This is a genomic window from Bradyrhizobium sp. AUGA SZCCT0177, assembly GCF_018130125.1.
GTDB lineage: Bacteria > Pseudomonadota > Alphaproteobacteria > Rhizobiales > Xanthobacteraceae > Bradyrhizobium.
In genome coordinates, this window is the sequence record NZ_JAFCMA010000067.1 from 1 (window position 1) to 12,053 (window position 12,053).

At 57.8% G+C, this 12,053-nt stretch carries 11 protein-coding genes and 1 pseudogene; 6 read left to right on the top strand and 6 right to left on the bottom strand.

Going from position 1 to position 12,053, the window contains the following annotated elements:
* Positions 1-558: 558 nt before the first annotated feature.
* Entirely contained in the window at positions 559-1,185 is a 627-nt protein-coding gene (locus JQ597_RS37260; RefSeq protein WP_249148474.1) for a group I truncated hemoglobin, read from the bottom strand.
* 331 nt (positions 1,186-1,516) lie between these two features.
* Between JQ597_RS37260 and JQ597_RS37265 the strand changes: the two genes are divergently transcribed.
* The 3 genes and pseudogenes from JQ597_RS37265 to JQ597_RS37275 all read left to right on the top strand — a co-directional run bounded on the left by JQ597_RS37265 (position 1,517) and on the right by JQ597_RS37275 (position 3,638).
* Entirely contained in the window at positions 1,517-1,804 is a 288-nt protein-coding gene (locus JQ597_RS37265) for a hypothetical protein (protein ID WP_212270357.1), read from the top strand.
* A gap of 622 nt (positions 1,805-2,426) precedes the next feature.
* Positions 2,427-2,997: pseudogene (locus JQ597_RS37990) on the top strand (alpha/beta fold hydrolase); the annotation flags it as partial.
* A gap of 59 nt (positions 2,998-3,056) precedes the next feature.
* Complete coding sequence (locus JQ597_RS37275) at positions 3,057-3,638, top strand: Dps family protein (protein ID WP_212270359.1); 582 nt, start codon at positions 3,057-3,059, stop codon at positions 3,636-3,638.
* On the opposite strand, the gene JQ597_RS37280 is transcribed toward JQ597_RS37275, so the two are convergent.
* Together JQ597_RS37280 and JQ597_RS37285 are read right to left on the bottom strand one after the other, a co-directional pair.
* Positions 3,593-4,702: a lysozyme family protein gene (locus JQ597_RS37280; RefSeq protein ID WP_249148476.1), complete on the bottom strand. Its 1,110-nt coding sequence runs from the start codon at positions 4,700-4,702 to the stop codon at positions 3,593-3,595. The two genes, JQ597_RS37275 and JQ597_RS37280, sit on opposite strands and share 46 nt — an antisense overlap.
* Before the next feature lie 254 nt (positions 4,703-4,956).
* Positions 4,957-5,874, bottom strand: coding sequence for a tetratricopeptide repeat protein (locus tag JQ597_RS37285; RefSeq protein WP_212270360.1), 918 nt, complete (start codon positions 5,872-5,874; stop codon positions 4,957-4,959).
* A gap of 371 nt (positions 5,875-6,245) precedes the next feature.
* Here JQ597_RS37285 and JQ597_RS37290 point away from each other — a divergent pair, with 371 nt between their 5' ends.
* Positions 6,246-8,018 (top strand): adenylate/guanylate cyclase domain-containing protein, encoded by a 1,773-nt coding sequence (locus tag JQ597_RS37290; protein WP_212270361.1) that lies wholly within the window; start codon positions 6,246-6,248, stop codon positions 8,016-8,018.
* Between the two features lie 72 nt (positions 8,019-8,090).
* Positions 8,091-8,285, top strand: coding sequence for an ABC transporter substrate binding protein (locus JQ597_RS37295; protein WP_349628942.1), 195 nt, complete (start codon positions 8,091-8,093; stop codon positions 8,283-8,285).
* Between the two features lie 1,026 nt (positions 8,286-9,311).
* On the opposite strand, the gene JQ597_RS37300 is transcribed toward JQ597_RS37295, so the two are convergent.
* Both JQ597_RS37300 and JQ597_RS37305 read right to left on the bottom strand, forming a co-directional pair.
* Entirely contained in the window at positions 9,312-9,776 is a 465-nt protein-coding gene (locus JQ597_RS37300; protein WP_212270362.1) for a TspO/MBR family protein, read from the bottom strand.
* 151 nt (positions 9,777-9,927) lie between these two features.
* The gene (locus JQ597_RS37305; protein ID WP_212270363.1) at positions 9,928-10,431 is read right to left on the bottom strand and encodes a fasciclin domain-containing protein; all 504 of its coding nucleotides are present in this window, start codon (positions 10,429-10,431) and stop codon (positions 9,928-9,930) included.
* A gap of 201 nt (positions 10,432-10,632) precedes the next feature.
* On the opposite strand from JQ597_RS37305, the gene JQ597_RS37310 reads away from it, so the two are divergent.
* Positions 10,633-11,232 (top strand): helix-turn-helix domain-containing protein, encoded by a 600-nt coding sequence (locus JQ597_RS37310; RefSeq protein WP_212270364.1) that lies wholly within the window; start codon positions 10,633-10,635, stop codon positions 11,230-11,232.
* Between the two features lie 278 nt (positions 11,233-11,510).
* On the opposite strand, the gene JQ597_RS37315 is transcribed toward JQ597_RS37310, so the two are convergent.
* Positions 11,511-12,053, bottom strand: a 543-nt coding sequence (locus tag JQ597_RS37315) for an IS30 family transposase (RefSeq protein WP_212270365.1), incomplete at its 5' end; no start/stop codon positions are given.

Consider the following 12,053-nt stretch of genomic DNA (forward strand, 5'->3'; position numbering starts at 1 on the left):
GGGCCTCTAGCAACGCTATGCCGCCGTCACCGACGAAGAAGGTCAGTCCTTCCCCTCGTGAGAGAGTGTAGCGGACCGATCGTGGGAGAGCGTAGCAGATCATTTCGCAGTGACCTCTTCAACCTGGTAGCCCCGGCGATCTGAGACCGGCATAGGCTAAAAAACCTTAGGACGATCGTTGGGTCGAGTCTGAGTGATATTTTTCATTTGAACTGGCGAGGTCGCCAGCTTCAACGACGCTCTTGCGGCGACCCAACCCTTTCCCCCGGGTCGGCTCGCACTGGCTGCGATCAAGCCCCAAACTGCCACCATGAATATATGGCGGACTGCCGCTTCCACATCTCGGAGACGTCGGAACGAAAACTGGGGTCACCGACGTCGGTATTCCCCTGGAAACGGACATCGTCAGGGTCGGTAGCCTCGTCTCAAACGTGCCAGAAACAGACTCGTTGCACCGCAGCTTGTAGTGCTACTTCTTTGATCTTGTTGGGGCGCAGGGACACTTCGCGCCCAGCGCTGGCTGGGCGGCGATCGTCTGGACGAGGCGGTACAGCGGCTTCAGCCGCGCTTGGCCGCCGCGACGTAGCCGGCCGTGACCTCATCCTTGTGGGCCGCAAAGGCTGACAGGACTTCCGCCTTCTCGCGCTTCGGGACCTTGGCGAAATCCAGCGTCCGTCCAAGTTCGGCTGCGACCTCATCGAATTCGGCCGGGGAGATACGGAGATCCCGATGAGCCTCCTCCAGGCCGACAGGCGTCTTGCCGGGCTTGGTCGCGGTGAACTGGAAAGGCCCACCAGAAACGTTGCAGACCCACAGCGTGCGCATGAATTTGAGGCCAGGCAACCTTTTCAGGTTCTTGGTATGCCATTCCCGCAGGTGCGGATTCTTGGACTTCTGGCCAACGACGGGGTTCTTCACGACGGCGTCGCTGAAGTGATCAACCACCGCCGCGATGGCGAATACACCCCCAAGCCGCGCATACAGACTTTTCTCAGACGGGATGTCCTTCGCATTTTCCTTGGCCTGCGCGTAGGCGTCATCAGCCCCCGCCAAAGCGACCGGGGCAACGCTCAGCGCCAGCCCTGCTGCGACCAGACTTCGTCTTGTGAGCGACTTACAAAAATCCTGTGCCATTGGTTGTTCTCCTTGGTCTTCGGACCTGCCCTCCCGCTTTTCTCGCTGCAAATTGGATGGTCTTGTGGGGAAGAGGTTCCCAAAAAACGGATGCGTCGGATCCGCTGGTCTCTTGTGCCGGCAGCGCTCTCTAGGACCATCGGCACATCTTCAGCTCGCGCGGCCTTGTTTTAGGTCCGATGGATGGGCACTAGGACGGGATAGCGCCTAGAAGACAAGGGACCGCATCGGCAAATGAAAGAGGCCCCCAACTGAGACGGTCGCTCGCCTTGTTTAGGGACGTAGTGCTGTCCTTTTGGTCGGACAGGGCACGTTTGCAGTCCTAGTTGAACCGACGTTTTTCCTCGCGAACTCGTGAAGACGTTTCTTCGTACAGTTCCTGATGAAACCAACAAATTCTGCGGCGACACCAATCATGGCTTGCGATGGCAAATTCCTGAAACACGATGAGCTCATCCTCACCGCATCGAATTCGCCAACCAAGGAGCCTACGATGCGCAAACTAGTTTTTTCAATCGGAGCCCTCGCGATTGCTTTTATGGTTGCATTTGCCTGGTCACACACTGTGCTCTCGCCTTCCCAGGCAGGCGTCGCTGGGTCAATCAATCCCACCGATCTGATGTCGAATCACAAAGGCACGCTTCCGATTGAGCAGTGGGAAGCAATCTAGCGTCTTTCCGAATACATCCCTCCCTGACTTTAAACTGGAGCCCTGGCCATCGCTGGGGCATTTTCCTTTAACAACCGGAAGCTGAACTTCACACCTACCGAAGAAGAGTAACCGCTACATGGCGGCCTTATTCGTGCAGCTGAAGGACAGCTTTCCGCAGGGCATCAACAAATTCGCGCGGCAACGTCACGTTGCGGAGTAAATGATCAATTGCCTCGTTTCGCTCCGCTTACTCCCACATACTTCCACCGATCGCCTTGAACGAAGATCTGATCCCGCGTCACGCAAGGCCTATGACGGGCGGCTCGAAGTTGTTGAACACTGATGGTGATTGAAATTGGGAAGGAAATGTTGTGCGGCGGCCATCGCCTCCAAAGCAGTAGACGAAAGTTACGGCGTATCATAGAGCATCGAGCTCTGCGTCTTAGTCTGCTCCGGGTGTATCGCGATTATCCATGATGTGCGCCGGCGGCATGAACGTTCGAGCTCCGGAGCGAGGTCGAGTTGACCGGGCTGCAGACGTTCTCGTGTAGCGGCCCCCGAGCGTCGGTAATGTTATCGTCAGGATAACAGTTCCAACAGACTTCTAGCGCGTCGCAGGTCCACCGTCATAAAGCCCTCGGTGAAGCACGCCATCCTCGCAGGACACTCTACGGGAGGTGGCGAGGTCGCCCGCTACATCGCGAGGTACAGCTCGGATCGAGTCTCCAAGGCCGTTCTCGTTTCCGCAGTTCCACCAAAAATGCTGAAGACGGCGGACAATCCCACGGGTTTGCCCATCAACGTCTTGGACGAAATCCGAGATGGCGTCGCGAACGATCGCTCGCAGTTCTTCAAGAATCTGAGCTTGGCGTTCTATGGCTACAACAGGCCAGGCTCAACCCCCTTTCAGGGCGTCAGAGATGAATTCTGGCTGCAGGGAATGCAAGCGTGCGATCAAGGGCGCGTACGATTGCATCAAGCAATTTTCGGAAACTGATTTCACTTCCGATTTGAAGCGCATGGACATTCCCACTCTCATCGTTCATGGCGATGACGATCAGATCGTTCCGATTGTCGCCTCCGCTATGCTGTCGTCGACGGTTGTCGTCGGCGCCGCACTAAAGGTGTATTCGGGCGCGCCCCATGGGCTTCCGCATACGCACAAGGACCAGTTGAATGCGGATCTCCTGAGCTTCATTCGGGGTGCTTAAATGTCCAGATCGACCCTTCTTACTACGGACGGCAATTCGAACTCCCGGAAGCACTCGCCATGCCCTCGGGAATCGCGGAATCGGCCGTGCGGAAAATTGCTGCTTCCCTCGCGGTCTTGCTCGCGGAAGTTTTCGCTCTGTACCTCAAGACGAAAAATTTCCATTGGCATGTTTCCGGTCCTCACTTCAGGAGCATCCATCTCATGCTGGACAAGCAGGCGTCCGACCTGCTGGCCATCACGAATCCGATCGCCGAGCGCGCTCGCGCTATCGGCGGCAACACGCTTCGTTCCATAGGCCATACCGCACGGCTTCAGCGGCTGGCCGACAACCATGCTGAATTCGTCAAGCCGGAAGATATGCTTGCCGAACTCAGTTTAGATAACCGGTCGCTGGCGATCAGAATGCGGGCAGCCCACCAACTCTGTGAAGGAAGGGGGGACACGGCCACTGCAAGCCTGTTGGAAAACTGGATTGACGAGACGGAACGAAGGAATTGGGAGCTGCTCGAGTCCACCGATGATGTTGGAATGAGTTTTTTGGTCGGCTGTCCGGTTAGCGCCGGCAGTCGGCCAGGGCCCTGCTATCAACCGAATTATGGGGTCGCCCCGCCGTCGGCGGTCGCCATGTATTTCGTGTAGAATTCGGCAACCCGCGCGCGCCACATGCCGACGAACGCCTTCGATGTCACCTTGTCCACTGATTTCCAATCCTTCTTGAGGGCCGGAAGGGTATTGCCCCAGATCGCGCGTCTGCACCACTTCGCGCCCTTCTCCCTGCCTTCGCTGGTGGCGCACATGGATTTCCAGGCGATGCGATCGGGCTGGCTGATGTGCTCGGCGGCACCTTCCCATCCCTGCTGATGGATCAGATAGAGATCGCTCAGGTCCAGCTTCCGGTGCGTGATCCACTCGAACAGGATGCCTTCGGTAATGACTTTGTAGGCAGCCGCAACGGCGTTGTCCCGGGGACTGCGAATCTGCCCAAAGCCGAATTTGCCGAACTCCTTTTCGCTCAGCTGAAACAGTCCGATATACGACCCGGTGCGTCGATTGGGGTTGAAGCCGGATTCGATCTTGGCAACCGCTTTCATGAAATTGAAATCCAGACCGAAAGCGACGGAAGCGCGCTTGATCTCCTCGATTGGCGTTCCGACCGGAATGTCCTTGAATGAACGCAAGACGATCTCCGCCGGCTTCTGGGCGGGCGGCAGTTCGGACCAGACGTAGTAGATTAGATGCCGGAAATCCTGCGTCGCCTGCGCCGGCTTGAGCGCATCATTGGACGCATCTCGTGCTACCGGCGGCGGCTGGGCCGTAGCCTGATCGCCCAACGACGCCAATTTTGGCCCTACGGAATCGTCGGCGATTTCGGCTCGGACCGTCAACGGTCCAGAACCCGCTGAAGTCACTGAGGCAGTCGCAGCCTGAAGCGCTGCTGCAAGCTTGGCCGATGCCTCCGCGTATAGCGCAGGCGCCACCGCGTTAGCTGCCGCTTCCGGCGTTGCATCCGGCACCGTCGCGACTGGCCGGTTTCCGCCAGCCAGATAAAATCCCATGAATGCGATAAGACCCACGATGCAAGTGGTCGGCAAAGCCTTCATGGCCCCAACTCTATGCAAGGCTTCCGTAAGAAGCCTATTCGCATGTTCTTTGGCCTGCAGTGAGTCCCCATTCAAAAATCTTAGTATTGGAATGTGGAGCAAGCGAAATCAGACTTTCAGCTCGCCACGCGTCGGATCTCTTCCCGCTATGTGCCAACAGGCAACATGGAGCCCCCAGGGCCATGAATCGATATCGCTCCATCCAGAAGAATGTTCAGGATGGGTCGGTATGGTTAATGATCGGTAAACTTCAGCTGAAGCGGCAGGACAAGGTCGGCTTTGCGCCAAGAGCGGACATGCCGACCAAGTCAGCTTTTGACCCACAGCAGACATTGCTTCCGCGACGCACGGGAATACTACCGTTCCGGTTTCGACTTCCACTCAACCGCCAGCTTCTGCGCTTCGGCGATCTGTGCCGGGGTCATCTGCTGCGCGACGCGATTTCGATTGCTGATCGCATCTTGGTCACTTCGCGCAGCCGCCAAACTGAGCCACATGTATGCTTGAATATTGTCTTGCGGCACGCCTAGTCCCGTAGCGTAACAGAGGCCAAGGTATACCTGCGCTCCAATATGACCTTGGTCTGCAGCGCGGCGAAACCACTTCGCAGCCTCGATCCGGTTCTCGGACACGGCCACGCCCGCGAAATGCAGGACCCCGACGTTGAACTGCGCACCATCGTTACCGCGCTCGGCGGCAAGGTGATACCACTTCAATGCTTCAGCTTTGTTCTGAGGCACCCCATTGCCGTTGTCGTACAAGGTCCCCAGGTTGTACTGGGCGAAGGTATGGCCTTGATCGGCTGCGAGGCGCCACCACTTTGCAGCCCTAGCGTAATTTTTCGGCACACCTTGGCCGCCGTCGTACATGAACCCGAGTGCGTACTGCGCCTCGGCATTGCCTTGGTCGGCCAGCGGACGCCAGAGCCGTAGCGCGGTTGCGTAGTCGCGTCTGCTATGCGCCGCCTGCGCATCCTCAAACGGCCCCGCAACAGCGCCTCCCGCCATCGACAGCGGCGAAGCGAGCGCGAGAAGGACCATGAGGATTCGGACGATCGGCATGGGAAACCTCAATTGGCGTCGCGCGATCGGCGCGGCACGCGCCGCCGTCGCGACGATGGCGGCTTGTTTGTCGCGGGCCGCCCGCGAAAGGTTCACCGCCGAGGGCCTCTTGCGGACACAAACGAACGACCATTGCGCATTAGCCCGGATCCGTGCCTTTGCAAGCATGTCGCCTATTGGCACGAACCGGACCTGCCGCGCCTTGTCGGCCATGTCTGCTGAGCGAGGAAGACCGGAAGTTCGCGGAGCCTGTTAAAAGTGACGCGATTGACCCACAACAGACATCACCACCTGCAGGTTCTCAGACCCTATCGGGCAGTCCCGCGTAGAAGTTGAAGGGCATCGTTCCCGCGTATTTGAGCAGCACGATCGATACATCTCCTGCAGAGGCCTTCCTCGCAGGAAGATGGTGTAAGGAGTCTCCGCGGCGGAGCCTTCAGAGGTCCAAGGGCTCGGCGAAGCCGTTAGGGGGCCGCCCGAGCGGGGTCCATGCGTAGCTGCTTGTTGCAAATCGCGCCTTATGAGACTTGCCTCTCAGGTCAGCTTTCGTACAAGATGGCCTCGCAAGAGGAAACGTGCTTGCCATGGAGCACGAGCAACCAGGTCGTGTCGGACGCAGGCTCGCCGCCATAGTCGCGGCTGACGTCTCGGGCTACTCGCGGCTCATGGGGCGCGACGAGGTCGGCACGGTCCGCACGCTCCGCGAACACCGTAGGGTCACCGATGCCCTCGTGGAGAAGCACGGTGGACGGCTTGTGAAGAGCACGGGAGACGGTGTGCTGCTTGAGTTTCCTTCGGTGGTCGATGCAGTCGAGTGCGCGGTAGTCGTGCAAGCAGTAATGGCCCAGAGGAACGAAGGGATCCCGCAGGACCGGCGTATGCTGTTTCGGATCGGGATTAACCTTGGAGACATCCTGATCGACGGAGACGACATTCTTGGCGATGGTGTGAACATCGCCGCTCGGCTTGAAGGCATCGCTGAACCGGGTGGCATCTGTATCTCTTTTTCCGCGTACGAACAGGTTCGTGGGAAGGTTACGGTCGAGTTCACTGACATCGGCGAGCAAATCCTCAAGAACATAGCCTGTCCGATCCGTGCCTACGTGGTTGGCCAGACCGCAAAGGCTCATCAGGCCGCCCCCCTGTCATCTTCAGCACCGCATTTGTCTATAGTGGTTCTGCCATTCGGAAACCTGGGCCGCGATCCCGAGCAGGAATACTTCGTTGATGGCGTCACCGAGAGCCTGACAACAGACTTATCGCGCATCAGTGGTGCGTTCGTGATTGCGCGTAACACGGCGTTCACGTTCAAGGGCAGACCCGTGGACGTAAAGGAAGTCGGACGTGAGCTGAACGTCCGTTATGTGCTCGAAGGTTCCGTGCAGCGCGGTGGTAACCGGCTTCGAGTGAACGTGCAGCTGATCGACGCCGAAACCGGCAATCACCTGTGGGCTGAGCGTTTTGACAAGTTTGTGGCCGATCTGTTCGACATGCAAGACGAAATCGTTTCGAGGCTCGCCAATGCGCTCGATGCCGAACTTATCGCTGCCGAGGCCCGCCGAGCGGAGCGTTCACCGCATCCAGACGCGATGGACTTGGTGTTCCAGGGTAGCAGTTGGTTCAACAAGGGGCTGACACCCGATAGCCTGACACGAGCGCGCGGCTTTTTCGAGAAGGCCATTGCGCTCGATCCCGATAACATCGAGGCCATGGTCGGTTTGGCACGGGTCGATGGCTACCTAGGCGCTTCGTTTATGACCGATGACTATTCAGAGCGGCTTGCGGCAGCGGAGACGACCATTAGAAGGGTACTATCCCTCGCACCAAACCACGCTTTGGCTCACGTGACTTTGGGCTTCGTGCAGGTATTTACGAACCGCGCAGCCCAAGGTATTGCGGAATGCCAGCAGGCTTTGGAGCTGGATCGCAATTCGGCCCGCGCTCATGCTCTCATCGGATTCGCCAAGTTCTTCCTTGGTCGCGGCGAAGAAACCGAAACTCACATCAACGAGGCCTTCCGCCTTTCTCCTCGCGACACCGTTGCCGCTCGTTGGCTGGGGTATGTCGGCCTTGCCAAGGCGCAGCTCGGTGCAGATGAGGAAGCGGTCATCTGGATGCGTCGGGGCCTCGAAGCAAACCGAAACCATTCGTTTGCGCATTTCCCTCTCGCGGCAATGCTGGCGCAGGTTGGTGAGTTGGACGAGGCGCGCGCCACGGTACAGGCGGGACTTGCGCTTGATCCGAGCTTCACTATCCGTCGGTTCCGCGCTCATGTACCGAGCGACAATCCGATTCTCCTTGCTGTCCACGAACGCATCGTTGCGGGAATGCGGCTGGCCGGGGTGCCGGAAGGGTAGCGTTCGTCGGCGACAACATTGATACTTCGAGTTGACGGCACCAACCAGAGCCCACACTGGCCGGTGGCGCTAATGTCTTATGGCCCTTACCTGATCGATCAGTATCGCCGCGTAGCTGGCTATGTCGACCGCATTCTCAAAAGTGAGAGGCCAGCCGACCTGCCGGTTCAGGAGCCGACTAAGTTCGAGTTGGCGATCAACCTGAAGTCTGCCAAGGCACTCGGTCTCACTGTGCCGCAGACGTGCTCGCTCGCGCCGACGAGATGATCGAATAACAATCCGATTTGCTGCACTGCATGGGTCCGTGTTTGGCACTCAACAGACATCCCAGCGCGCCCGCCGGATGTCTGCTTTGAGGGATAAATCGGAAGTCGGCCTCGACAGGTTCGACTTCCGTGTTTGACCCATAGCGGACTTGCGGGCCAACGACGGCCACGTTCCTGAATTGATCCAAGGTCACGATCCGTTCCCATGGGCCTGTTGGTACTGGCCTGTTTCGACCCTCAGTGGCCTAGTTTGAAAATGGCGGTGGTCTATTTTGATTTTGGTCAAATCGGCGCGCGCCGACGACCAACTATCATGGGTCATGAAAGACGATCCCGCCCCGAGCAACGACGGACCGGAACCGAAGCCTCCCCTATCGGATGAGGCCCGACGGGTGATCGCTGAGTACGCAAATGCCTTGCGGGAACTCATTAAGAAATTCCGCCGAAAGCTAAATTGAGGCCGCTTCAGTTGGCGGCCTGTTTGGTGCTGTGTAAGCTGAATTTAGAAGTGTCCTAATTTCCGTTAACCGACCGGCCGGAACTAATCTGCGGGGATAGGCATGACTCGGAACCAGGTGGCCCGGTTGGCTCCCGCCTGATCGCGGAGCCGGGCTATGTGCGAGAAGTGCGATGAGATCGATAAGACGATTGAGCGGTACCGCCGGATAAAGCAACGCATCCTGGATCAGCAACTCATCGACGGAGCGCAAAAACTGATCGATGAGTTGGAAGCGGATAAAGCCGCTCTACACCCTGAGTGAGGCTTTGTGGATTAACCAATAGAGCCCCGACGCCAGCGCGATTGAACACAGCCCGAAGGCGTAAGTAGCGCGCTTGCTGATCGGTTCGCGGGAAATCGTCACGACAATCGGTGAGGTATTTGCCGCAGAACACCCCAAGTTCGAGCATCTGCTTGGGCGTCAAATCGGGTCGAAATCGCGGCCGGCCGGCGCAGACAATACATGGCGAGCCTCTCTGCATTTTTGTCGCTGACGATCACGACGCGGTGGCGCATCGGACCTCCTAGTCAGTTCAACAGCCAGATCGCGCCGTTTAGAACCGAAGCGAACGCCACCCACGCGGCGTAAGGCGCGAACAGGAGAGATGCTATCTTATCTTGCCGCCGCGTTATCATGATGAAGCCAATGATCGTTATCAACAGCAGCAAAATCACGCCAAAGGCGATATCGACCCGATGGCCTGAAAAGAAGATGGGTGACCAAACGAAATTCAGGGCCAGCTGCCCCCACCACGGCTTCATTGGTGGGCTGTTGCGGCCTTTTCTCCAAACACGCCACCCAGCGATCGCGATGATGATATAAAGCGTGCTCCAAACCGGGGCAAAGATCCAGTTAGGCGGACTGAAAGTCGGCTTGCTTAGCGCCGCATACCATGCACCGGGGGCGGTAGCGAAACCGATGATAAGGCCGCCACCCAGAACGAGCGCAACAAACAGAAATAAACTTCCGAGTTCGGCCGCGCGCATTTTCATTCGAATGGGTCTTCGTTGCTGTTGTTCGGCAAAAGAATGTCAGTGGTTCTCTTGTCTCGGATGAGCAGCAGCGATCGCATCTCTGTGGGGTGCCTTGCCGATAAGGTGCCGGTCCGCTTTGGAGCAAAGCGGACCGGGGATATTAGGCCGATCAGCTCTGGGGTGGCAGGATGACCTTGTCGATGACGTGGATGATCCCGTTCGAGGCCGCGGTATCAGCCTTTACGACGGTGGCGTCGTTGATCGTCACCTTGCCGTCTTTGGTTGTGACCTTCACCATTGCGCCGTTGACGGTTTTGGCCTGGTCCAGCTTAGTTACCTGCTCGGCTCTCACCGCGCCCGGCACCACGTGGTAAGTGAGGATGGCCGTCAGCTTCGCTTTGTTCTCGGGCTTCAGCAAGTTCTCCACCGTGCCGGCCGGCAATTTGGCGAATGCCTCGTCCGTCGGTGCGAACACCGTGAACGGTCCGGGACCTTTCAGGGTAGCAATCAGATCGGCCGCCTTGAGCGCTGCCGCCAGCGTCTTGAACTGGCCGGCACCGACCGCCGTGTCGACAATGTCCTGATTGCTGGCGCGCGCGAAATTACTGCCGATCGCCAAAGCTGCAACGGCCAAAACGACCGCGGCCTTCGACACAATACCTACTCTGCTCATCTTTTAGCTCCTGTGACGGGATGGGGCCGGCTTGGCCGGCGTTCTGTTTTCGAGGGGAGAAAACGTGTTTTGCCTCGCACCTTATTGAATGGTGGTAAAACTGATTTTCTTCAAGGGCACATTGACGTGATATGAAAAGCAGTTTTCGTAGGGATAGAAAATGCGCCCATCTTTGAACTGGGATGAAATGAGGCCGGAAACATGTTGTCGGAAACCCTGATCACGGCCCTTGAGGGCTATGCCATCGGCCCAAAGATCCGCCGGCTGCGACTGCGCAAAAAGCTAGGGCTGGTCCAACTAAGCGAGCACACCGGTCTCTCGCCGGCGATGCTGTCGAAAATTGAACGAGGGCATCTGTTTCCGACGCTACCGACCTTGTTGCGGATCGCTTTGGTGTTCGGCGTCGGGCTCGATCACTTTTTCAGAGAGGACAGCGACCGGCCAGTTCATGCCCTTGTGCGCAAGGCGGACCGCATTCGTCTTCCGGAGAAGGCAGGGCGGACTTCGCCCGCTTACTGCTTCGAGTCCCTCGACTATCCTGTCAGCGATCGAAAGCTCAACGGCTATTACGTTGAGTTTGGGGAGGAAGACGAGAAGTCGGAGCCGCACGAGCATCCCGGCGCGGAGATCATCTACGTTTTGGATGGCGAACTCGTGGTGAACCTGGAGGGAGAGGACTTCACGCTCGGCCAGGGCGACTCGATGTATTTCGATTGCGCTCATCCGCACAGTTACCGCCGTAAAGGGGCGTTGCTATGCGCGGCCATTATCGTGGTGACGGCGGAATCAGCTTCAGCGTGACCGGGATAGCGGGACAATCCCTAGAGGAAACAGGACCATCCCGCTCAAGCTACCAAATGGAGCTTGGGGCGACATTCATGAATGAAACCGACGATGGCTTCACAACGAGATTCAAGTTCATAATTGGGTCGGGTGCCAAACCAACATAGATGACGGACCAAGATCGTCTACGTCCGGCTGGGCTGCTGTCAAAGTCTGTTTTGTACGCTCCACTAGGTCCGCTTGTGGCACTTTTCGGACATTAGGGCTCGGACGAATGTCCGCTTTGCGCGGCGAGTTCAACCGATCGCTGCAACACATTCTGCGAACTTCTCAGCCGGCGTCTGATAGAGCAAGGTCTTTCTCGGCCTTTCATTGAGTTGCCTTGCGATGGCACTGAGCCTAGCCTGGCTGTGCAAGGACAGATCGGTGCCACGCGGAAGATACTGGCGCAGCAATCTGTTGGTGTTTTCGTTTGAGCCGCGCTGCCAGGGAGACCGAGGGTCACAAAAATAGACCTCGACCTCGGTGGCCAGTGTCAGGCGTTGGTGATCAGCAAGCTCTTTACCTCTGTCCCAAGTCAGCGACCGGTAGAGTTCACTGGGCAGTCTCTGCGATTGTTTGATCAGCGCCGAGACGACGCTTTCAGTATCCTTGTTCGCGACCTTGACCAGCATCACGTAGCGCGAATGACGCTCGACAAGCGTTGCGACATAGCTATTCCTGGACCCGCCGATCAGGTCGCCCTCCCAGTGGCCCGGCACGGCGCGATCTTCAACAGATGCCGGCCTCTCGCTGATGGACACGGCATTCTTGATCTGCCCGAGCCCGTTTCGTTTCAT